Origin of the sequence: Streptomyces coryli, assembly GCF_011044975.1 — a bacterium.
Lineage (GTDB): Bacteria > Actinomycetota > Actinomycetes > Streptomycetales > Streptomycetaceae > Streptomyces > Streptomyces coryli.
On the sequence record NZ_JAAKZV010000017.1, the window covers coordinates 32,986 to 55,503 of the forward strand.

18 protein-coding genes are annotated in these 22,518 nt (G+C 71.0%); 9 read left to right on the plus strand and 9 right to left on the minus strand.

Annotated features, from left to right (window positions below):
- Positions 1 to 72 precede the first annotated feature (72 nt).
- From fdhD to G5C51_RS06680, 4 genes are read right to left on the minus strand one after another with little or no spacing between them, the layout of a single operon-like run.
- On the minus strand, positions 73 to 921 hold the full coding sequence (fdhD, locus tag G5C51_RS06665) for a formate dehydrogenase accessory sulfurtransferase FdhD (protein ID WP_165233255.1): 849 nt from the start codon (positions 919 to 921) through the stop codon (positions 73 to 75).
- A gap of 5 nt (positions 922 to 926) precedes the next feature.
- Positions 927 to 1,829 carry a 2Fe-2S iron-sulfur cluster-binding protein gene (locus G5C51_RS06670; protein ID WP_165233258.1) on the minus strand — a complete coding sequence of 301 codons (903 nt, stop codon included), beginning with the start codon at positions 1,827 to 1,829 and terminating at the stop codon, positions 927 to 929.
- Positions 1,826 to 3,658: an NAD(P)H-dependent oxidoreductase subunit E gene (locus G5C51_RS06675; protein WP_165233261.1), complete on the minus strand. Its 1,833-nt coding sequence runs from the start codon at positions 3,656 to 3,658 to the stop codon at positions 1,826 to 1,828. Before G5C51_RS06675 ends, G5C51_RS06670 begins: the two co-directional genes overlap by 4 nt.
- Positions 3,658 to 5,610: a molybdopterin oxidoreductase family protein gene (locus tag G5C51_RS06680; protein ID WP_165233264.1), complete on the minus strand. Its 1,953-nt coding sequence runs from the start codon at positions 5,608 to 5,610 to the stop codon at positions 3,658 to 3,660. Before G5C51_RS06680 ends, G5C51_RS06675 begins: the two co-directional genes overlap by 1 nt.
- A 179-nt stretch (positions 5,611 to 5,789) precedes the next feature.
- Between G5C51_RS06680 and G5C51_RS06685 the strand changes: the two genes are divergently transcribed.
- Complete coding sequence (locus tag G5C51_RS06685) at positions 5,790 to 7,007, plus strand: molybdopterin molybdotransferase MoeA (RefSeq protein ID WP_165233267.1); 1,218 nt, start codon at positions 5,790 to 5,792, stop codon at positions 7,005 to 7,007.
- A gap of 121 nt (positions 7,008 to 7,128) precedes the next feature.
- Positions 7,129 to 7,818: a GntR family transcriptional regulator gene (locus G5C51_RS06690; protein ID WP_165233270.1), complete on the plus strand. Its 690-nt coding sequence runs from the start codon at positions 7,129 to 7,131 to the stop codon at positions 7,816 to 7,818.
- A gap of 70 nt (positions 7,819 to 7,888) precedes the next feature.
- Here the strand turns inward: G5C51_RS06690 and G5C51_RS06695 are convergent, their stop codons facing one another.
- From G5C51_RS06695 to G5C51_RS06710, 4 genes are all read right to left on the minus strand, one after another.
- Complete coding sequence (locus tag G5C51_RS06695; protein ID WP_165233273.1) at positions 7,889 to 9,280, minus strand: MFS transporter; 1,392 nt, start codon at positions 9,278 to 9,280, stop codon at positions 7,889 to 7,891.
- Positions 9,281 to 9,402: 122 nt separating this feature from the next.
- A complete protein-coding gene (locus G5C51_RS06700; protein ID WP_165233276.1) occupies positions 9,403 to 11,550 on the minus strand; it encodes an acetate--CoA ligase family protein in 2,148 nt (715 codons plus the stop codon).
- Between the two features lie 4 nt (positions 11,551 to 11,554).
- Entirely contained in the window at positions 11,555 to 12,784 is a 1,230-nt protein-coding gene (gene frc / locus G5C51_RS06705) for a formyl-CoA transferase (RefSeq protein ID WP_165233279.1), read from the minus strand.
- A gap of 11 nt (positions 12,785 to 12,795) precedes the next feature.
- Positions 12,796 to 14,487: a thiamine pyrophosphate-binding protein gene (locus tag G5C51_RS06710; RefSeq protein ID WP_165233282.1), complete on the minus strand. Its 1,692-nt coding sequence runs from the start codon at positions 14,485 to 14,487 to the stop codon at positions 12,796 to 12,798.
- 157 nt (positions 14,488 to 14,644) lie between these two features.
- On the opposite strand from G5C51_RS06710, the gene sucC reads away from it, so the two are divergent.
- From sucC to G5C51_RS06745, 7 genes are all read left to right on the plus strand, one after another.
- Positions 14,645 to 15,781, plus strand: coding sequence for an ADP-forming succinate--CoA ligase subunit beta (gene sucC / locus G5C51_RS06715; protein WP_165233285.1), 1,137 nt, complete (start codon positions 14,645 to 14,647; stop codon positions 15,779 to 15,781).
- A 2-nt stretch (positions 15,782 to 15,783) separates the two neighbouring features.
- Positions 15,784 to 16,677, plus strand: coding sequence for a succinate--CoA ligase subunit alpha (gene sucD / locus G5C51_RS06720; RefSeq protein ID WP_165233288.1), 894 nt, complete (start codon positions 15,784 to 15,786; stop codon positions 16,675 to 16,677).
- Positions 16,674 to 17,114 (plus strand): carbonic anhydrase, encoded by a 441-nt coding sequence (locus G5C51_RS06725; RefSeq protein ID WP_165233291.1) that lies wholly within the window; start codon positions 16,674 to 16,676, stop codon positions 17,112 to 17,114. The genes sucD and G5C51_RS06725 overlap by 4 nt, the downstream gene beginning before the upstream one ends.
- Positions 17,111 to 18,649, plus strand: a complete 1,539-nt coding sequence (locus G5C51_RS06730; RefSeq protein ID WP_165233294.1) for an aldehyde dehydrogenase family protein — start codon at positions 17,111 to 17,113, stop codon at positions 18,647 to 18,649. Before G5C51_RS06725 ends, G5C51_RS06730 begins: the two co-directional genes overlap by 4 nt.
- A gap of 122 nt (positions 18,650 to 18,771) precedes the next feature.
- Positions 18,772 to 20,430: an FAD-binding oxidoreductase gene (locus tag G5C51_RS06735; RefSeq protein ID WP_165233297.1), complete on the plus strand. Its 1,659-nt coding sequence runs from the start codon at positions 18,772 to 18,774 to the stop codon at positions 20,428 to 20,430.
- Positions 20,431 to 20,440: 10 nt separating this feature from the next.
- The gene (locus G5C51_RS06740) at positions 20,441 to 20,902 is read left to right on the plus strand and encodes a universal stress protein (protein WP_165233300.1); all 462 of its coding nucleotides are present in this window, start codon (positions 20,441 to 20,443) and stop codon (positions 20,900 to 20,902) included.
- Between the two features lie 54 nt (positions 20,903 to 20,956).
- Positions 20,957 to 21,175, plus strand: coding sequence for a dodecin (locus G5C51_RS06745; RefSeq protein WP_165233303.1), 219 nt, complete (start codon positions 20,957 to 20,959; stop codon positions 21,173 to 21,175).
- Positions 21,176 to 21,182: 7 nt separating this feature from the next.
- On the opposite strand, the gene G5C51_RS06750 is transcribed toward G5C51_RS06745, so the two are convergent.
- Positions 21,183 to 22,238, minus strand: coding sequence for a hypothetical protein (locus G5C51_RS06750; protein WP_165233306.1), 1,056 nt, complete (start codon positions 22,236 to 22,238; stop codon positions 21,183 to 21,185).
- Positions 22,239 to 22,518: the final 280 nt, after the last annotated feature.

A 22,518-nucleotide genomic window follows, 5' to 3' on the forward strand; every position in this document is an offset into this window, starting at 1 on the left:
GACCGGCCGGCGCAGGGGGCGCACCCAGCCGGCCGGTCCCCGGCCCGCGTACGGCCGGGCGGGCCGCGCCGGTCAGACCCCCGCGGCAGCTCGGCGCGGGGCGACGCGGTGATCGCCGGCGTACACGTTCATGGAGGTGCCGCGGAGGAAGCCGATCAGCGTCATGCCGGACTCGGCGGCGAGGTCGACGGCGAGCGATGAGGGAGCGGAGACGGCCGCGAGGACCGGGATGCCCGCCATCACCGCCTTCTGCGCGAGCTCGAACGAGGCGCGGCCGGAGACCATCAGGACGGTGCCGGAGAGCGGCAGCCGGTCCTCGCGGAGGGCACGGCCGATGACCTTGTCGACGGCGTTGTGGCGGCCGACGTCCTCGCGGACGTCGAGCAGTTCGCCGCGGTCGGTGAAGAGCGCGGCGGCATGCAGCCCCCCGGTCCGCTCGAAGACCCGCTGATGCTCACGCAACCGGTCGGGGAGCTGGGCGAGCAGGTCCGTATCGAGACGGACCGGGGGGTGGCCGGTGAGGGGGAAACGGGTCTGGGTGCGCACGGCGTCGAGGCTGGCCTTGCCGCAGAGGCCGCAGGAGGAGGTGGTGTAGACGTTCCGCTCAAGGGTGATGTCGGGGACGGGCACTCCGGGGGCAAGCTTCACGTCCACGACGTTGTACGTATTACTGCCGTCGGCGGTCGCGCCCGCGCAGTACACGATGCTCGACAGTTCGTCCGCCGCGCCGAGCACGCCCTCGCTCACCAGGAAGCCGGCGGCGAGGGCGAAGTCATCGCCGGGTGTGCGCATGGTGATGGCGAGCGGCTTGCCGTTGAGGCGGATCTCCAGGGGCTCCTCGGCTACGAGGGTGTCGGCGCGGCTGGTCGTGCCGGTGGCGCGGATGCGCAGGACCCGGCGGCGTTCGGTGACCCGTCCCATGGCTGTTACTCCCTGGTCTGGACGTGCTGGTAGCCGAAGCGGCCCTTGATGCAGAGGTTGCCGCGGGTGATCGGGTTGTCGTGCGGGGAGCTGACCTTGACGATCTCGTTGTCCTGGACGTGCAGGGTGAGGTTGCAGCCGACGCCGCAGTACGCGCACACGGTGGTCGTCTCGGTCTGGGCGTCCTCGTCCCAGGTGCCCTCGGCGCGCATGTCGTACTCCGACTTGAAGCTGAGCGCGCCGGTGGGGCAGACCTCGATGCAGTTGCCGCAGTAGACGCAGGCCGAGTCGGGCAGCGGGCCGTCGTGCTCGACGGCGATGGTGTTGTCGAAGCCGCGCCCTGCTACCGCGATGGCGAAGGTGTTCTGCCACTGGTCGCCGCAGGCGTCGACGCACTTGTAGCACATGATGCACTTGGCGTAGTCGCGCACGTAGAGGTCGTTGTCGACCTTGGCCTCGCGGCCCGCGACCGTGGCGGCGTCCGGGCCGAAGCGGTCGGGCTCGGCGCCGTATTCCCTTATCCATCCGGCGACATGGGGAGTTGTCGACAAGTCGGTTGAGGACGCGAGGAGTTCGAGCACCAGCTTGCGGCTGTGCCGGGCGCGGTCGGTGTCGGTACGGACCTTCATGCCCGGCTCCGCCTTGCGGGAGCAGGCCGGGGCGAGGGTGCGGGCGCCCTCAACCTCGACGACGCAGACACGGCAGGCGTTCTTGGGTGTGAGGGTGTCGCCGTAACAGAGGGTCGGGATGTCCTTGCCCGCGTCGCGGCAGGCGTCGAGGAGCGTGGCGCCCTCGGGGACGCGGACCTGGTCGCCGTCGAGGTCGAACTCGATCAGGCGGCGGGGCAGGCCGAGGGAGACGGGTGCGGAGCCCTGCGGCGTCCGGGTCCGCTCGGGTGTGGTGGTCATTCGTAGGCTCCCAGGCGGTCGATGGCGGTCTCCACGGCGTTCCAGGCGGTCTGGCCGAGGCCGCAGATGGACGCATCGCGCATGACCTGGCCGACCTCCCGCATCAGCGCGATGTCGGCGGCGGCGTCGGCGCCGGTCTTGTCGGCGATGCGGTGCAGCGCCTCCTCCTGGCGGACGGTGCCGACGCGGCACGGGACGCACTGGCCGCATGACTCGTCGCGGAAGAACTCGGCGATGCGGAGGAGGATGCGCGGCAGTTCGACGGTGTCGTCGACGGCGAGGACGACGCCGGAGCCGAGGGTGGCGCCGGCGGCGCGGGCGCCCTCGATGGTCAGCGGGATGTCCAGCTCGTCGGCGCGGACGAACCCACCGGCGGCGCCGCCGAGGAGGACGGCCCGGAGGCTGCCGGTGGCGCCGCCGGCGAGGTCGATGAGGTCGCGCAGGGTGGTGGACTCGTTGAACGGCACCTCGTAGACGCCCGGCTTTCCGAGCGCGCCGCTGACGCAGAAGAGCTTGGTGGCGCCCGTCCGGTACGCCTCGGCGCCGCGGGTGAGGATCGGGAGCACGTTGGCGAGGGTCTCGACGTTGTTGACCACGGTGGGCTTGCCGAACAGGCCCTTCTCCACCGGGAACGGGGGCTTGCTGCGGGGTTCGCCACGCTGCCCCTCGATGGAGTTGAAGATCGCCGTTTCCTCGCCGCAGATGTACGCGCCGGCGCCGCGGCGAATCTCGATGTCGAAGGCGTAGCCCTGGCCGAGGACGTTGTCGCCGAGCAGGCCGCGGGCGCGGGCCTGGTCGATGGCGTTGCCGAGGCGGACGAGGGCGCGCGGGTATTCGCCGCGGAGGTACAGGTAGCCCTGGTGGGCGCCGATCGCGTAGCCCGCGATGGTCATGGCCTCGATGACGGAGAAGGGGTCGCCCTCCATCAGCACGCGGTCCTTGAAGGTGCCCGGCTCCGATTCGTCGGCGTTGCAGACGAGGTAGTGCGGGGCGTCGGGCTGGCCGGCCGTGGCCTGCCACTTGCGGCCGGTGGGGAAGGCGGCGCCGCCGCGGCCCATCAGGCCGGAGTCGGTGACCTCGCGGATGACGGCGGCGGGGCCGATGGCGAAGGCGTTGCGCAGGGCCGTATAGCCGCCGGCGGCGCGGTAGTCGTCCAGGTCGGTCGGGTCGACCGTGCCGATGCGGCTCAGCAGGCTGAGCGTCGGGTCGCCCGCCTGTGCCTGCGGCACGGCCTCCAGTTCGGTGGCCTCGGGCGGGGCGGTCTCCGGGGCGGTCGCGGCGGCCACCGCGGCTTCCGCGGTGGCGGGCGCGATGACCGCCGTCGCGACCTCGTCGCCCGCCTGGATGGCCAGTGCTGCCGGGGCTCGTTCGCACAGTCCCAGGCACGGGCTCTCCTGCCACACCACCCCGTCCTTCGGCGTGCCCGCCGGGCCCAGGCGGTCCTCCAGTCCCGCGCACAGAGCCGCCGAGCCTTTCGCCGCGCACGCGATGTCCGTACACACATGCAGGACTTTCGCGGGCCGCGGCTTCAGCGAGAACATGGCGTAGAACGTCGCCACCCCGTACGCCTCCGCCGGCGGGATCGTCAGGCGGCGGCAGATGTAGTCCAGGGCGCCCTCGCTGATCCAGCCGATGCGGTCGTTCACCGCGTGCAGCGCCGGCAGCAGCTGGTCGCGGCGGTCGCGGGCCTCGTGGCCGCCCTTCGCCCAGCGGAGGTCGAGGTCGTCGCGGGTGCCGCCCTCCCAGCCCGAGGGGGCCGGGCCCAGGAGGGCGTCGACTGCCGCGCGTTCGTCGTCCGTGGGCTTCGCGTCGGTGTACTTGAGGTCCACTACGCCACCTTTTCGATGCGGATTGCCGACGCCTTGAACTCCGCCGTGCCCGCGATCGGGCAGTTGGCCTCGATCGTGAGCTGGTTCGTATCCACCTCGTCCGGAAAGTGGAAGGTCATGAACGCCAGGCCGGGCCGCAGGCCCGGGTCCACCCACACCGGCGCCGTGACGGTGCCCCGCCGGGAGGCGACCCGTACCTCCTCGCCCACCTCGACGCCGTAGGCGACCGCGTCCTCGGGACACAGCTCGATGTACTCACCGCGCCGCAGCGGCGAGGCGAAACTGCCGCTCTGCACCCCGGTGTTGTACGAGTCGAGGCGGCGGCCCGTGGTCAGGCGCAGCGGGTAGTTCTCGTCCGTGAGGTCGACGGGCGGGTCGTGCTCGACCAGGCCGAAGGGCGCTCGCCTGCCGCGCTTGGCGGGGTCGGTCTCCCAGAGGCGGGCGTGCAGGTAGCTGGACGGCAGCTTGTCGTCGTCCGGGCAGGGCCACTGCAGGCCGTGGTGCTCCTCGAGGCGGTCGTACGTCATGCCCCAGTGGTCAGGGGAGAGGGAGCGGAGCTCGTCCCATACCGCTTCGGAGTCGGCGAACTTCCACTCATGGCCGAAGCGGGCGGCCAGGTCGCAGAGGATGTCGATATCGTCCCGGGCCTCGCCGGGCGGCGTCAGCGCCGCCCGTACGCGCTGCACCCGCCGCTCACTGTTGGTGGTGGTGCCGTCGGTCTCCGCCCAGGAGGCGGTGGCGGGCAGCACCACGTCGGCCAGTTCGGCGGTCTTCGTCAGGAAGATGTCCTGGACGACGAGGTGGTCGAGGGCGGCGAGGCGGCGCAGGGCCTGCTCGCTGTCGGCCTCGGACTGGGCCGGGTTCTCGCCGATGCAGTAGACCGCGTGCAGTGTGCCCTCCTCCATGGCCTCGAACATCTGGGTGAGGGTCATGCCGTAGCTCGGCTGGATCACGGTGTCCCAGGCGGTCTCGAACTTCTGCCGGTGGCCGTCGTCGAGGATGTCCTGGAAGCCGGGGAGGCGGTTGGGGATGGCGCCCATGTCGCCGCCGCCCTGCACGTTGTTCTGGCCGCGCAGCGGCTGGACGCCGGAGCCGTAGCGGCCGACGTGTCCGGTGAGGAGGGAGAGGTTGATCAGCGCCCGGACGTTGTCGGTGCCGTTGTGGTGCTCGGTGATGCCGAGGGTCCAGCAGAGCTGGGCGCGTTCGGCGGTGGCGTAGACGTGGGCGAGCTCGCGGATGGCCTCCGCGGGGACGCCGGTCACCTTCTCGGCGAGGGAGAGCGTCCAGGGCTCGACCAGCTTGACGTAGTCCTCGAATCCGCTGGTCGCGCGCTCGATGAAGGTCTTGTTGTGCAGGCCGGACTCGATGATCTCGCGGCCGATGGCGTGTGCGAGGGCGATGTCGGTGCCGACGTTCAGGCCCAGCCAGCGGTCCGACCACTCCGCCGTGGAGGTGCGGCGCGGGTCGACGGCGAACATCCGGGCGCCGTTGCGGATGCCCTTCAGCACGTGCTGGAAGAAGATCGGGTGCGCGAAGCGGGCGTTGGAGCCCCACATCACGATCACGTCGGTGTCCTCCACCTCCCCGTACGAGGAGGTGCCGCCGCCGGAGCCGAAGGCCGCGGAGAGGCCGGCGACGCTCGGGGCGTGGCAGGTGCGGTTGCAGGAGTCGACGTTGTTGGTGCCCATCACCACGCGGGTGAACTTCTGCGCCACGTAGTTCATTTCGTTGGTGGCGCGGGCGCAGGACAGCATCGCGAAGGAGTCCGGGCCGTGCGCCTCGCGCGTCCGGCGGAATCCCGCGGCGGCGCGGTCGAGCGCCTCGTCCCAGGTGGCGCGGCGGAATGGCGCGTCGCGGGAGTCCCGGACCAGGGGGTGGGTGATCCGGGGATACGTCTTCGGGGTGCGGCCGGTGCGCCGGGAGTTGTCCGTACGGCCTTGGCGGTCCTTCATTGCGCGCTCCCTTGCGTGCTGCTCGCTATCGCGGGGGCTCTTTCGAAGTCGACAGAATATTGTCTACAGTATCCGTTCGACGGCGGTCAAGGCTCGTGCAGAGCCTCAACCGGCCTGTCGAAACGGCTGGTTGGCAGCCGGGCTTCCGCCCGGCTCGACGCGGCGGAAAGGCGGCGCGCATGACCACGCTCGACGAACGGCCCACTGCCCGGCACCCGGAGACACACGAGTCCCCGACGCCGTGGCCGGAGGCCCGGCGGATCGCCGCCGGGGCCGCGCAGCCACTGCCCGCCCGCGACGCGCCCCTGCGCCGCTGCCGCGGCCGCGCGCTCGCCGAACCGCTCGTCGCCGGGCTCGCGTTGCCCGGCTTCGACACCGCCGCCATGGACGGATACGCGGTCGCGGGCCCGGCGCCGTGGCGTGTGGTGGGCCGCATCCTGGCCGGACGGGAGGCGGTCATCGACCGCATCGCGGCCGGCGAGGCCGCGGAGATCGCCACCGGAGCGCTGGTCCCGGCGGGCGCGACCGCGGTGCTGCCGTACGAACAAGCCGGACGGGCGGGTGAGTTGGTCACCGGCAGCGTCGAAGCCGGGCGGCACATCCGCCGCCGCGGCGAGGAGTGCGCCGAGGGGCGCGAGGTGCTGCCGGCCGGCACGGTCGTCTCCCCTGCCGCGCTCGGCCTCGCCGCGAGCCTCGGCTGCGACCGGCTCGCCGTCCACCGGCGCCCGCAGGTCGCGGTGCTGGTGACCGGCGACGAGGTGGTACGGCGCGGCACGCCCCCGCCGGGTCGGGTGCGCGACGCCATCGGGCCGCTGCTCCCCGGTCTGGTCGAGTGGGCGGGCGGCGAGCCGCTGCCGACGACGTATGTGCCGGACGGCCGTACCCCGCTCGCGGAAGGGCTCACCAGGGCAGCCCGCGCCACCGACGTGATCGCGGCGTGCGGGGCGTCGTCACGCGGCCCCGCCGACCATCTGCGCGGCACCCTGCGCGAGTTGGGCGCCGCATTCCTCATCGACGGCGTGGCCTGCCGTCCGGGCCACCCGCAGCTGCTCGCCCGGCTGCCCTGCGGCACGCTCGTCGCCGGGCTGCCCGGCAATCCGTACGCCGCCTACGCGGCCGGACTCACCCTCCTCGCCCCGCTGCTGGGCCGGCTCTCCGGCCGTACGCCTCCGGGCCCCCGCTACGCGCCCCTCTCCCCCGCGCCGGGCGGGACCGCGCCGCACCCCAGGGACACCCGCCTGGTCGCCGTCACGCTCGACGCCGCGGGCCGGGCCACGCCCGTCGGCCGGGACCGCCCGGGTCTACTGTGGGGCGCGGCGGCGGCCGACGCGCTCGCCGTGCTCCCGCCCGGCGGCGAACTCCCGCCGGAGGCGGAGCTCCTGGAGCTGCCGCAGTGACGGTGGCCGCAGTGGCCAAACACCGTGTGAAGAGGATCACCATCTGTGCAACCCGCCTGACAGGCGGGGTATCACACTCAGTAGACTGTAGACAAAAGCCAATCGAGGCCGGGGGGAAGCGATGCTCTCCACAGGATTGCCGCAGGGTGCCATGCCCAAGCTGGAGCGCCCTGGACCGCTCCGCGAGCGGGTGTACGAGGCGCTGCTGGACCTGATCATCACGCGCGCCCTGAGCCCCGGCCAGCACCTGGTCGAGACCGAACTCGCCGGCCACCTCGGCGTATCCCGGCAGCCCGTGCGCGAGGCGCTGCAGCGGCTCAACACCGAGGGCTGGGTCGATCTGCGCCCCGCCCAGGGCGCGTTCGTGCACGAGCCCACCGAGCAGGAGGCCGACCAGCTGCTCGTCGTCCGCGCCCTGCTGGAGACGGAGGCGGCCCGGCTGGCGGCGGCCAACGCGACGGGTCCTGGGGTGAAGGAGCTGGAGCGGCTGTGCGCCGTCGGTGAGGCCGCGGTGGAGGCCGACACCGTCGACGAGGTGGTGGCCGCCAACGCCGCCTTCCACGCCTACGTGATGCAGCTCGCCGGCAACGCGGTGCTGACGGAGCTGGCCGCCCAGGTGGACCGCCGGGTGCGCTGGTACTACACGCCTGTCGCCCGGCAGCGCGGCGCCCAGTCCTGGATCGAGCACCGCGAGCTGATCGCCGCCATCAAGGGCCGCGACGAGGCCGAGGCGCAGGCCGTGATGCGTACGCACACGGAGCACACCCGCACCTCGTACCACCAGCGGCAGAAGGACGACGGGAAGGGCTGAGCCCGGACGACGCGGGGCCCGCCCTGAGGGAGCGGGGCGGGCCCTGACGTGCGTGGGGACGGGATCGGGGTTACTCGGCCTCCCTGCTGATCGGCTTCGGGTTGGGGCTGACGACCAGCCGGCCCCGGTAGTCGCGTCCAGGCGCCTTGAGGAACAGCGCGATGAAGAACGCCAGGAGGGACAGCGAGCCGGCCAGGGTGAAGGCCCCGTTGAGACCCCAGGCGGTCACCGCGATGGAACCCATGCCGGCGCCCAGGCCGGACACGAGCTTCGAGCTGTAGACCATGCCGTAGTTGGACGCGTTGTTGTTCTCGCCGAAGTAGTCGGCGGTCATGGCCGCGAACATCGGGAAGATCGCGCCGCCGCCGAATCCGGAGATCGCGGAGAAGATCAGGAACAGCGGCAGGTTCTTGATGTCGGCCGACCAGATGATGCCGAACTGCGAGAGGCCCAGGACGATACAGACGAAGAGCAGGCATTCCTTACGTCCGTACCGGTCGGAGAGCCAGCCGATGACCCCGCGCCCGGTGCCGTTGACGATGGCCTTCAGGGACATGGCCGTCGCTACGATCCCGGCGGCGAAGCCGGCCTCTTCACCGATGTCGACCTGGAACGAGATGCCGAAGATATTGACGCCCGAGGTGAAGGCGAGACAGACCCACATCACCGCGACCCGGCCGGTCCTCCAGGCCTCCCCCGGCGAGTACTGCTTGATCGCCGGCGGGTTCTTCTGCAGCGAACGGGCCGCCCGCGGGTCCTCCGGCGGGTGCAGCGGGTCGATCTCCGCGGGCCACCAGTTCTTCGGCGGGTCCTTGAAGAAGAAGCCGGCGTACGCCACGGCTCCGGCGAGGAACAGCCCCGCCGAGACCAGCACCCACTGGTAATTGCTCGCGTCCATGTAGCCGTGGAAGAGGAAGACGAACGGCACCGAACCGTAGGCGAAGCCGCCGTTCACGAAGCCGGTCTTGCCGCCCTTGCGCTCCGGATACCACTTGCCGACCATGTTGACGCAGGTGGCGTACACCATGCCCGCGCCCATCCCGCTGAACACGCCGAAGCCGATGACCGCCAGCATGACGTGCGGCGCGAAGGCCAGCGACAGATAGCCGATGAAGGTGCCTGCGGCGCCGAGCATCATCGCCCAGCGGGCGGGCAGTTTTCCGGACTCACGCAGCTTTCCCGCCGGGAAGGCGACTGCGGCCTGGAAGAACACCCAGCACGTCAGCATCCAGTAGATGCTGGTGCTGGACCAGGCGTGCGCCTCGTGCAGCGTGTCCTCGGCGGACGCGAACGCGTACTCCGCCGAGGAAATGCCCATCATGCCGATCCACGGCAGGATGACCATCCACTTGCGCTTGCGGCCCATGATGTCGATATCGGACTCGCCCAGGCGGTAGGTCCGCCCGTTTGCATCGGTGACCTCCCGGTATGCGGCCACCTTTGGAAAGTCTGTTGTTGTCACGGCTGTTGCACCCCTTGCGTGGAGAGAATCCGGACAGCGCCCCCTGCCTGATCTCTTGCTGTGCTGTGGTGCGCCGGGGCCGGCCCCTGTCCTGACGGGGCCGGCCCCGGGGTGCTGCGGTGTTACGTGAGCAGGCCCGCGGCCCGGGCCCAGCGGTACTTCGCGCCGAGTACGGCGACCGGCTTCTCGGTCGTGTACGGGTACGCGACGACCCCCCGCTCGAAGAGGTACTGGCAGGCCTCCTCGACCTCCGTGTCGCCCGCGAGGGACGCCACGACGGGCTTGACGTTGCCCTTGGCCCGCTCCTCCGCCACCACGCGGGCGGCGAGCTCGGCGAAGACCATGGGCGGGGTGACAATCGTGTGCCAGTAGCCGAGGACCAGCGAGTGGATGCGCGGGTCGGTGAGCCCCAGGCGGATCGTCGCCTCGTAGGTGGACGGCGGCTCGCCGCCGGTGATGTCGATCGGGTTGCCCGCCGCGCCGAAGGGCGGGATGTACTTCATGAACGCCTCGTTGAGGTCCTCCGGGATGTCCATGAGCTGCATGCCGTTGTCGACGATGGCGTCGGAGAGCAGCACGCCGGAGCCGCCGGCGCCCGTGATGATCACGACGTTGTCGCCCTGCGGCGTGGGCAGGACCGGCAGCGCGCGGGCGTACTCGAGCATCTCGTTCAGGCCCGGCGCCCGGATGACGCCGGCCTGCTTCAGGATGTCGTCGTACACGGCGTCGTCACCGGCGAGCGCCCCGGTGTGCGACCCTGCGGCCTTGGCGCCCGCCGACGTACGGCCGGCCTTGAGCACGACCACCGGCTTCTTCGGCACGGTCGCCCGCGCCGCCTCGACGAAGGCGCGGCCGTCCTTGAGGTCCTCCAGGTGCATCGCGATGCACTGGGTGTTCTCGTCCTCCCCGAAGTAGGTCAGCAGGTCGTCCTCGTCGACGTCCGACTTATTGCCCAGCCCGACGATCGCGGAGACGCCGGTCTTGGTCGTACGGGCGAAACCGAGGATCGCCATGCCGATCCCGCCGGACTGGGAGGTGAGCGCCACGCCGCCCTTGACGTCGTACGGTGTGCAGAACGTGGCGCACAGGTCCTGCCAGGTGGAGTAGTAGCCGTAGATGTTCGGGCCGAGCATGCGGATGTTGTGTTCGGTGGCGATGTCCACGATCTGCTGCTGCAGCTCGTGCTCGCCGGTCTCGGCGAAGCCGGAGGGGATGAGGACCGCGTTGGGGATGTTCTTGCGGCCCACGTCCTCGAGGGCGGAGGGCACGAACTTCGCCGGGATGGCGAAGACCGCGACGTCGACCTCGCCCGGCACGTCGGTGATCGACTTGTAGGCCTTGCGGCCCAGGATGTCGTCGGCCTTCGGGTTGACCGGGTGGATGTCGCCGGCGAAGCCCCCGTTGATGAGGTTCTTCATCACCGAGTTGCCGATCTTCCCCTCCTCGTTGGAGGCGCCGATGACGGCGACAGAACGCGGCTTCATCAGCCGGTTCATGGCGGCGAGGATCTCGTCGCGGGAGAAGGTGCGACGGACCGGTTGCTCGCCTTCGGCGAGGATGATCCGCAGGTCCGCGGCCAGGGCGCCCTCAGGGGTGGCGATGACCGGGTTGAGGTCCACCTCGGCGATCTCGGGGAAGTCGGTGACCAGCTCCGAGACCCGGCGGATCTGCTCGGCGACCGCCCAGCGGTCCACCGCCTCTCCCCCGCGCACGCCGCGCAGGATCTCGGCGGCGCCGATGGAGTCCAGCATCCCGACGGCGGTGTCCGCGTCGACCGGCGCCAGGCGGAAGGTGACGTCCTTGAGCACCTCCACCAGTACGCCTCCGAGCCCGAAGGCGACGACCTTGCCGAAGGTCGGGTCGGTGACCGCACCGACGATGACCTCGTGCGCGTCGGGCCCGGAGGGCAGCATCTGCTGCACCTGCACGCCCTCGATGCGGGCCTCGGGGTTGTACGCCTTGGCGTTGTCGATGATGCGGTGGAAGGAGGCCCGTACGTCGGCGGCGCCCTCGATGCCGACCTCCACTCCCCCGGCGTCGGTCTTGTGCAGGATGTCGGGCGAGACGATCTTCAGGACCACCTTGCCGTCGAAGCGCGCGGCGGCCGCCACCGCCGCGTCCACGTCCTTCGCCAATTCCTCGCCGGGAGCGGCGATCCCGTACGCGTCGGCGACCTGCTTCGCCTCCGGTGCGGTCAGTGCGGTGCGGCCGTCGGCGGCGACCTGCTTCAGCAGCGCCTTGACGACGTCGCGGGACTGGGGCTCGACCATGGGCTCAGATCACTCCGTTCGTCTTGAGGTCGGCCAGCTCCGCGGCTGTGAGACCCAGTTCGCGTTCGTAGATGTCGGTGTTGTGCTCACCCAGGAGCGGGGACCGGTCGACGTCGACGGGAGAGTCGGAGAGCTTCAGAGGGCTGCCGACGGTGACGTACGAGCCGCGCTCGGGATGCTCGACCTCGACCACGATCTCGTTGTCCCGCAGGCTGGCGTCCTCGACGATCTCCTTGGTGGAGAGGATGGGGCCGCAGGGGATGTTGTGGGCATTGAGCTTCTCCAGGACCTGCCATTTGGGCAAGGTGCTGGACCATTCCTCGATCAGCTGGAACATCTTGCCGAGCTTCGGCAGCCGCGCCTCCGGGGTGTTCCACTCGGGGTCCTCGGCGAGCTCGGGCCGGCCGATCAGATCGGTGATCGGCTGCCAGCCGACGGGCTGCACGATCACATACACGTAGTCGTTCGGGCCGCCGGGCGCGCATTTGACAGCCCAGCCCGGCTGGCCGCCGCCGGAGGCGTTGCCGGAGCGCGGCACCTCGTCACCGAAGTCCTCGTTCGGGTACTCGGCGAGCGGGCCGTGGGCGAGCCGCTGCTGGTCGCGGAGCTTGACGCGGCAGAGATTGAGCACGGCGTGCTGCATCGCGACGTTCACGCGCTGACCGCGGCCGGTGTGGGTGCGCTGGAAAAGCGCAGCCAATATACCGGCTACTGTATGCATTCCCGTGCCCGAGTCACCGATCTGCGCGCCCGTGGCGAGGGGCGGCCCGTCCTCGAAGCCGGTGGTCGACATCGACCCGCCCATGGCCTGGGCCACGACTTCGTAGGCCTTGAAATTCGTGTACGGGCCGTCGCCGAAGCCCTTGATGGACGCGTAGATGATCCGCGGATTGATCTCCTGGATCCGCTCCCAGGAGAAGCCCATCCGGTCCACTGCGCCGGGGCCGAAGTTCTCCACCATGATGTCGCTGCGCTTGATCAGCTCGATGAGGAGCTCTTTGCCGCGCGGCGTCTTGGTGTTGAGGGTGATGCTGCGCTTGTTGCCGTTCAGCATCGTGAAGTAGAGGCTGTCCACGTCCGGCAGGTCACGCAGCTGCTTGCGCGTGATGTCTCCGGTCGGCGCCTCCAGCTTGACCACATCGGCGCCGAGCCAGGCGAGGATCTGGGTGGCGGAGGGGCCGGACTGGACATGCGTCATGTCCAGGACGCGCACCCCGTCGAGGGCTTTCGTCACTTCTCGTCACCTCACTTGTACATCGTCTGGTTCATGGTTCCGGGGGCGTACGCGTCCGGGTCGACCCAGACGTTGATCAGCGACGGCTTGCCCGACTCGCGGGCCCGCTGCAGCGCGGGGGCGATGTCGGCCGGGTCGCGGACCTCCTCGCCGTAGCCGCCGAGCATCTTGGCGAACTGGTCGTACGGCACGTCGCCGAGCGTGTTGCCGACCCGCTCCCGCTCCAGGCCGTACTTGGCCGCCTGGCCGTAACGGATCTGGTTCATCGAGGAGTTGTTGCCGACGATGCCGACGAACGGCAGGTTGTAGCGGACGAGGGTCTCGAAGTCCCAGCCCGTCAGCGAGAACGCGCCGTCGCCGAAGAGCGCGACGACCTCCTTGTCCGGGCGGGCCTGCTTGGCGGCCAGCACGAACGGGACGCCGACGCCGAGGGTGCCGAGCGGGCCCGGGTCCATCCAGTGGCCGGGCGTGCGCGGCTGGACCACCTGGCCGGAGAAGGTGACGATGTCGCCGCCGTCCCCGATGTAGATGGAGTCCTCGGTGAGGAAGTCGTTGATCTCGCTGACCAGGCGGTACGGGTGGATCGGCGAGTCGTTCTTCTTCAGGTTCGGCAGCCGCTTCTCGATGGCCTTCTGCTCGACGGCGCGCAGCTCGTCGAGCCAGTCCTTGCGCTTGGTGGCGCCGCCGTTGATCCGCCCGGAGGCAGCCTGGGTGACGGCGGCCAGGACGAGGGAGGCGTCGCCGACGATGCCGAGGTCGATGTCGCGGTTCTTGCCGACGGTCCGGTAGTCGAGGTCGATCTGGACGACCGTCGCCGAGGGCGAGAGCCGCTTGCCGTAGCCCATCCGGAAGTCGAAGGGCGTGCCGACGATGATGATGAGGTCGGCCTCGGTGAAGGCGTACCGGCGGGAGAGCTGGAAGTGGTGCGGGTCGCCGGGCGGCAGGGTGCCGCGGCCCGCGCCGTTCATGTACGCGGGGACGTTGAGGGTGCGTACGAGCTCGGTCGCGGAGTCGGTCGCGCGGGTCGTCCAGACCTGGCTGCCGAGCAGGATCGCCGGCTTCTCGGCCTGTACGAGGAGGTCGGCCAGCTTCTCGATGGCCTCGGGGTCGCCGGCCTGGCGGGTGGAGGCGCGGTAGTGGCCGGCCTTCGGGACGCGCGCCTTCTCCGCCGGGACCTTCGCGTCGAGGACGTCGCGCGGAATCTCGAGGAAGGACGGTCCCGGCGAGCCGTTGAAGCACTCACGGAAGGCCATCGAGACCATGTCCGCCGCGCGGGCGGTGTCGGGCACGGTGGCGGCGAACTTGGTGATCGGCGCCATCATGTCGACGTGCGGGAGGTCCTGCAGCGACCCCATCTTGTGCTGGGTGAGCGCCCCTTGGCCGCCGATCAGCAGCATGGGGCTTTCGGCGCGGAAGGCGTTCGCCACGCCGGTGACGGCGTCGGTGGTGCCGGGTCCCGCGGTGACGACCGCGCAGCCGGGCTTGCCCGTGATGCGGGCATAGCCGTCGGCGGCGTGCGCGGCCACCTGTTCATGCCGTACGTCGACCACTTCGATGCCTTCATCGACGCAGCCGTCGTAGATGTCGATGATGTGGCCGCCGCAGAGCGTGTAGATGACGTCGACGCCTTCGGCCTTGAGGGCCTTTGCGACGAGGTGGCCGCCGGAAACCTGGTCTGAGGTGCCGGAAGTGCCGTCAGCCATGGCGAGTTCAGTCCCTTCGGAGCACGACTCTGTACATTGCATACAGGACACGAATACTGTATGCAGACGGTTATCCCGCATCGGTGAGTCGATGTCCAGGGGGCGTGCACCGGAAATCTCTCCAGTCGAACCCGACCCAGGGCAGGTGCAGTTGACGATGGATCTCTTCGAGTACCAGGCGCGGGAGCTGTTCGCGCGGCACGGCGTCCCCGTGCTGGACGCGGCGGTCGTGTCGGACCCCGAATCGGCCCAGACGGCCGCTGAGTTGCTGGGCGGCCGCGTGGTCGTCAAGGCGCAGGTGAAGACGGGCGGCCGCGGCAAGGCGGGGGGTGTGAAGCTCGCCGCGCACCCGGGCGAGGCGGTGGCCGCCGCCCAGGCCATCCTCGGCATGGACATCAAGGGCCACACGGTCGGGAAGGTGATGCTGGCTCAGACGGCGGATATCGCCGAGGAGTTCTACGCCTCGTATCTCCTCGACCGCACCAACCGCACCTGGCTGGCGATGGCGTCGGCCGAGGGCGGCATGGACATCGAGGAGGTCGCGGCGACCAAGCCGGAGGCCCTGGCCCGTATCCCGGTGGACCCGGTCGAGGGCGTGACCGAGGCGGTCGCGCGCGACATCGCGGCCGCGGCCGGGCTGCCGCCGGAGACCGCGCCCGCGCTGGTCGCGCTGTGGGAGGTCTTCACCGCGGAGGACGCGGTGCTGGTGGAGGTGAATCCGCTCGTACGGACCACGGACGGGCGCATCCTCGCCATCGACGGCAAGGTCACCCTCGACGACAACGCCCGCGGCCGGCATCCGCAGCACGACGCGTACGACGTCCCGGGCGAGGGCGGCGATCTCGAGTCGCAGGCGCGCGCCAAGGGCCTCAACTACGTGAAGCTGGACGGCAGCGTCGGCATCATCGGCAACGGCGCGGGGCTGGTGATGTCCACCCTGGACGTGGTCGCCCGTAACGGCGCCGATCCCGCCAACTTCCTGGACATCGGCGGCGGAGCTTCGGCGCAGGTGATGGCCGACGGGCTCGGCGTGATCCTCTCCGACGCGGACGTGAAGTCCGTCTTCGTGAACGTCTTCGGCGGCATTACGGCCTGCGACGCCGTCGCCAACGGCATCGTGCAGGCCCTCGACCAGGTCGAGCTGACCAAGCCCCTGGTCGTACGCCTCGACGGCAACAACGCGGCGGCCGGGCGCGAGATCCTCGACGGCGCCGCGCACCCCCTCGTCACCCGACTCGACACCATGGACGGCGCCGCCGCGCGCGCCGCCGAGCTGGCACTCGCAGGGAGCTGATCATGGCCATCTATCTCACCGCGCACAGCAAGGTCGTCGTCCAGGGCATGACCGGCTCCGAGGGCCGCAAGCACACCGCCCGCATGCTCGCCGCCGGCACGAACGTGGTCGGCGGCGTGAACCCGCGGAAGGCGGGCCAGAGGGTCGGCTTCGATGGCACGGAAGTCCCGGTCTTCGGCTCCGTGAAGGAAGCGATCGACGCCACCGGCGCCGACGTCTCCGTCGTCTTCGTCCCGCCGCCCTTCGTGAAGGACGCCGTCGACGAGGCCACGGACGCCGGCATCGGCCTCGCGGTCGTCATCACCGAGGGCGTCCCGGTGCACGACTCGGTCGCCTTCCGCGCCCGCGCCGCCGCCGCGGGGACCCGGATCGTCGGGCCCAACTGCCCCGGCCTGATCACCCCGGGCGAGTCCAACGCCGGCATCATCCCCGCCGACATCACCAAGCCGGGCCGCATCGGCCTGGTCTCGAAGTCCGGCACGCTGACGTACCAGCTCATGTACGAGCTGCGCGACATCGGCTTCTCCACCTGCGTCGGCATCGGCGGCGACCCGGTCATCGGCACCACCCACATCGACTGCCTGCGCGCCTTCGAGGAGGACCCGGACACCGATCTGATCGTGATGATCGGCGAGATCGGCGGGGACGCCGAGGAGCGGGCGGCGGCCTTCATTTCAGGACAGGGGGGCATCAAGGCCAACGTCACCAAGCCCGTGGTCGGTTACGTCGCCGGCTTCACCGCGCCCGAGGGCAAGACCATGGGCCACGCGGGCGCCATCGTCTCCGGCTCGTCCGGCACCGCACGGGCGAAGAAGGAGGCCCTGGAGGCCGCCGGGGTACGGGTCGGCGAGACGCCGTCCGAGACCGCCCGGCTCGCCCGGGAGGTGCTCGGGTGACCGGGGGTACGGAAGCGCTGCTGCGGCGACGGCAGCTGCGGGGTGTGGAGTTCGTCCCACTCGACGCGCAGACCAAGCGGCCGCTCAGCGGGGTCGCTATCGTCGCCTGCATGGATGCCCGGCTGGGGATCGAAACGATCTTCGGTCTCGAGCCGGGCGACGCCCATGTGATCAGAAACGCGGGCGGATGCGTCACACCCGACGCCCTCCGCTCGCTGAAGTTGAGCCAGGAGCGCGGCGGCACCAGCGAGATCCTGCTGGTGCATCACGAGGACTGCGCGGCGCTGAGCGACCCGGCCGGCGACCTCGCGCAGTGCATCGACCGCCTCCGTACGAGCAACGAGCTGCCCCACAACGGCGTGGTCCGCGGCTTCCTTTACACGCGCAGTGGTGCGCTGCGCGAGATCCGCCCCCGACGAGCGGAGAAGCTCACATGACCCTCATTCTCAAGCCCGGAACCTCCTGGGCCGACGCGTGGCGGCGCTGCGGCGAGGTGGCCCCCGAGGCGTTCCGCGACGACCGCGTGCTCAATCTGCACAGCGGCGGCTGGCAGCTGGACGGCAGCGTGCTGCACACCGTCTCGCCGATCGACGGCAGCCACCTCGCGGGCCTCCCCCGCCTCGACGCCGCCACCGCCCACCAGGCCGTACGGGCCGCCGCCGACACCCACCGCGAGTGGGGCCGCAAGCCCCTGGCCGAGCGCAAGGCGCGGGTCAGCGCCGCGCTCGACGCGCTGACCGAGCACCGCGAGCTGCTCGCGCTGCTGCTCGTATGGGAGATCGGCAAGCCCTGGAAGCAGGCGCAGCAGGATGTGGACCGGGCCATCTCCGGCGTCCGCTGGTACGTCGAGGAGATCGACTCGATGGTCGACGGCCGGGCCCCGCTGCCCGGCCCGGTCTCCAACATCGCCTCCTGGAACTACCCGATGAGCGTGCTGATGCACGCCATGCTGGTCCAGGCCCTCGCGGGCAACGCCGTCATCGCCAAGACCCCCACCGACGGCGGCGTCGCCTGCCTCACCCTCGCCTGCGCCCTGGCCGTGCGCGAGGACCTGCCCATCACCCTGGTCAGCGGCAGCGGCGGCGAGCTGTCCGAGGCGCTCGTACGGGCCCCCGAGATCGGCTGCGTCTCCTTCGTCGGCGGCCGGGACACCGGCGGCCGCGTCGCCACCGCCGTCGCCGACCTCGGCAAGCCGCACATCCTGGAGCAGGAGGGGCTGAACTGCTGGGGCGTGTGGGACTACTCCGACTGGGACTCCCTGGCGGGCCAGATCCGCAAGACCTTCGACTACGCGAAGCAGCGCTGCACCGCGTATCCCCGCTTCGTCGTGCAGCGGTCGCGGTTCGCCGACTTCCTCGCGGCCTATCTGCCCGCGGTGCGGTCGCTCCGCTTCGGCCACCCCCTCGCCGTCGAGAACCCCGGCGACGACCTCCCGCAGCTGGACTTCGGCCCGCTGATCAACGCCGCCAAGGCCAAGGAGCTCGGCGACCTCGTCACCGAGGCCGTCAGCCGCGGCGCCGTGCCGCTCTTCCAGGGCTCCCTCACCGACGCCCGGCTGCTGCCCGGCCAGGACACCTCGGCGTATCTTCCGCCGGTCACACTCCTCAACCCGCCGCCCAGCTCCCCGCTGCACCACGCCGAGCCCTTCGGCCCCGTCGACACGATCGTCCCGGTCGACACCGAGGCGGAACTCCTAGCAGCCATGAACGCCTCCAACGGCGCCCTCGTGGCCAGCCTCTCCTGCGACGACGAGGAGACCTTCAACCGCCTCGCCCCGCAGATCCGCGCCTTCAAGACCGGCCACGGCAAACCCCGCTCCCGCGGCGACCGCGCCGAGCTCTTCGGCGGCTTCGGCCACTCCTGGCGCGGCGCCTTCGTCGGCGGCGAGCTGCTCGTACGGGCCGTCACGGAGGGCTCGGCGGACGAGCGGGCGCCGGGGAACTTCCCGGATTACCAGCTCATGCCGGCGTAGCCGGCCACCGACTATTCGGCAAACGCATATCGGCATCCCCAACACGGCCTTCAGCCACCCCGGTTGCAGGCCCATCATCGGCCACACCCACTGACGCCCTTCATGTGAACGGGAGTTACGCCATGGCCGATACGGACGATGTGTCACGCCGCAAGGTGCTGCTGGGAGGCGCGGCGCTCGGGGGTGCGGCGGCGGCCGGCATCGGCGGACTCGCCGCACCCGCAAGCGCCCGGGCCCACCCGTCGGCCGCCGCCGCGGCCGCGGGCCCGGGCCCGGCGGCGACCGTGACGCCCGGCGACGCCCGCTACCGCGACATGATCTCCGGCAGCAACGGCCGCTGGCGGGCCGCCCCCGAGGCGATCCGCGTGCCGCGTACCACCGCGCAGGTCGTCGACGCGGTCCAGGAGGCCGTACGGGCGGGCAAGCGCATCGCCGTACGCAGCGGCGGCCACTGCTACGAGGCGTTCGTCTACAACGCCGACGTCGAGGTGGTCATCGACCTGTCGGCCATGAATGACGTCCACTACGACACCGACCGCCGCGCCTTCGCCGTGGAAGCGGGCTGCACGCTCTGGGAGGTCTATCTGGAGCTGTACCGCACCTGGGGCGTGACGATCCCGGGCGGCACCTGCGGCTCGGTCGGCGCCGGCGGCCATGTGTGCGGCGGCGGCTACGGCGCGCTCTGCCGCCAGGCCGGGCTGACCGTCGACCATCTCCACGCCGTCGAGGTCGTCGTGGTGGACGCGGCAGGCCGCGCCCGCGCCGTGCTCGCCACCCGCGAGGACGACGACCCGCACCGCGAACTGTGGTGGGCGCACACCGGTGGCGGCGGCGGCAACTTCGGCATCGTCACCCGCTACTACTTCCGCACCCCCGGCACCGGCGGCATGGCCCCGGAGAAGCAGCTGCCCAGGCCGCCCGGCGAGGTGTACGTGCACTCCCAGTCCTGGCCGTGGAGCGACATCACCGAGGGCCGCTTCCGCACGCTGCTGCGGAATTACGGCGCGTTCTTCGAGGAGCACAGCGCCCCGGATTCCCCGTACGCGGGCCTGTTCAGCATGCTGGTGCTGAGCTCGCGGGCGAGCGGCGAGATCTCGCTGTCGACCCAGATGGACGCCACCCGGCCCGACGCGGCGAAACTGCTCGAGGAGTTCCTCGCCGCGATCGGCGGCGGGATCGGCAAGGCGAGGCCGATGACCAAGCGTGCGGGCGAGCTGCGGGCGCGCCCCGAGCTCTTCGCCGCGCAGAAGCAGTCGTGGCTCACCGCGACCAGGGCGCACGCGGGCACCGGATGGGGCGGCCGCGGGGACTACAAGTCGGCGTATATGCGCAAGGGCTTCCCCGACGCGCAGATCGCGGCCCTGTACAAGAACCTCACCGAGACGGAGCTGACCGGGGTGCTGGTCGCGGTCGACTCGTACGGCGGCGCGGTGAACCGGGTCGCGGAGGACGCGACCGCAGTGGCGCAGCGCGACTCGATACTCAAGCTGCAGTACCAGGCCTACTGGGGCGAGCCGGACGAGGAGGCCGCGAAGCTCGCCTGGATACGGGGCGTCTACCGCGACGTGTACGCGGACACCGGCGGCGTCCCGGTCCCCGGCGAGGTCACCGACGGCACGTACATCAACTATCCGGACATCGACCTCAGCGACCCCGAGTGGAACACCTCCGGCGTCCCCTGGCACGACCTGTACTACAAGGCCGGTTATCCCCGCCTGCAGCAGGTCAAGCGCCACTACGATCCGGGCGACGTGTTCCGCCACACTCAGTCGGTCCGATAGTTTTCCTCACGTGACCGATGGCCTGCACACACAGTTCGAACGCGGCACCGACGGCCCGAAGGTGATCGTCGTCGGCGTCGACGGCTCCGACAGCTCCTGGCGCGCCGCCGCCTACGCCGGCGGCCTGGCGCGGCGGCAGAACGCCCTCCTCGCCATCGTCTACGTCCAGCCGCCGCTGGCCGGCGCGGCCGCCTTCGGGGCGAACGTGGCGGAGGCGACGGAGGGCGTGGCCGAGGAGCTGGTGACCGAGATCCGGGACACGGCGGAGAAGCTGCGCGGGGTCTTCGACTTCCGCTGGGAGTTCCACACCCTGCACGGCGACCCGTACAGCGGCCTGGTGAAGGCGGCCGACGACCTGACCGCGGACGCGGTGGTCGTCGGCGCCTCCGAGTCGGCCGGGCACCGGATCGTCGGCTCGGTGGCGGTACGCCTGGTGAAGGCGGGCCGCTGGCCGGTCACCGTGGTGCCGTAACGGAGGATGCGCCTCACCTCGCGGAGCACGGGCCACTGCGGCACCTTGGTCCGTATGAGTAACCACACCTATCGCGTGACAGAGATCGTCGGCTCCTCGCACGAGGGCCTGGACGCCGCCATCAGGAACGGCATCGGCCGGGCCGGGCAGACGCTGCGCAACCTCGACTGGTTCGAGGTCACGCAGATCCGCGGGCAGCTGAACGACGAGGGCATCGAGCACTGGCAGGTCGGGATGAAGGTCGGCTTCCGGCTCGAGGACCCCGAGGAGTGAGCCCCGGTCAGTAGCCGACCCGGGCGCCGACCGCCCGGTGGTCGGAGTAGTCCAGGTCGGTGCGGTCGTCGCCGGTGAGCTCCTTGTCCGCGGCGTCGCCCTCGTCGAAGCCCGGGATGACGGTGCCGGTCGTCGCCGGCGGGCCGCCGGCCGGGCGGCGGGCGAGGAGGTAGTCGATGCGGCGGTGGTCGCCGTCGTCGTTGATGTGCGTCCAGTCCTTGGCCAGGCAGTCCGGGATGGAGCCGCCGCTCGCCGCGCACTTGGCGTAGCCGGCGTCGCGGAAGCGGTGCTTGCCGCCGACGTCGGCGTTCACGGCCGCGTACCAGTCGGTCCAGCCGCCCGCGGTTTTACGGTCGCCGTGGTTGGTGTCGCCGCCGGCGACGTAGAGGTCGGCGCCGCCGTAGCCGTCCTCGGTGAGCTCGTTGCTGAGCTCGCCCGCGTTGGACGGGGCGCACTTCATGCCGCCGTGGCTGATCGTCGGCCAGTGGAAGGACGCCGCGGTGACGTCCTTGCCGGACCCCTTGTCGTGCAGCAGCGCCTTGACGCCCTTGGAGCGGGCCTGGTTGTTGGCGATGCAGGTGTCCGGGTCGTTCGGGTCCTCGCGCTGGGCCTGCCAACGGTTCTTCGGGGAGGCGGAGAGCTTGAGCGACAGCCGGTCGGTGCGCCAGATGACGGCGTTGGTCTGGATCGCCTTCTCGGCGCCGCAGCTGCCGCCGCCGGGCTCCGGGTTCGCCTCCGCGACCACGCCGGCGTAGCTCTCGCCGAAGTGCTCCTTCATCCGCGTCAGCAGGGTGTTCAGCTGCTCCTGGCCGCCGACCTGCTGGACGAGATAGATGTCGGGGCGGTACTGCTGCAGCCGCATGTAGTACATGAGGTCGTGCCAGTCGCCCGGGCACTTCGGCTCCGTGCTGACCGGCAGGTTCTCCACGTTCGCGTCGTAGACCTGCAGAAACGACGGGTCGTTGTTGGGCACCGCCTCGGCCGGCGCGGCGGGCGCCGACGGCGTGACGAGCAGCGGTGCGGCCAGGGCGGCGACGCCGGCCAGCAGCCGTGATGTGCGCATGTGAAATCCCCCGTGTTGCGATGGTCGCGTCCGGAGGATTCTGCCGGGCGGTACGGGTCCACGGCCGGAGTTTGCACCGCAATGCAAACGGCGCACCGCGCGCCCGGCTACCGGGCCACGGCCGCCGCTACCGCCTCGGAGTCGGGACCCGCGGCCTCACCGTGCCGGTACGCGGCCGTGAAGGCCGCCTCCCCCAGCGCCTCCCGTGCCCGGTCGGCCGTACGGTCCACATCGCCGCGCTCCGCCGGGGGCAGCGGGGCGCCCGTTGCCGCACGGGCGG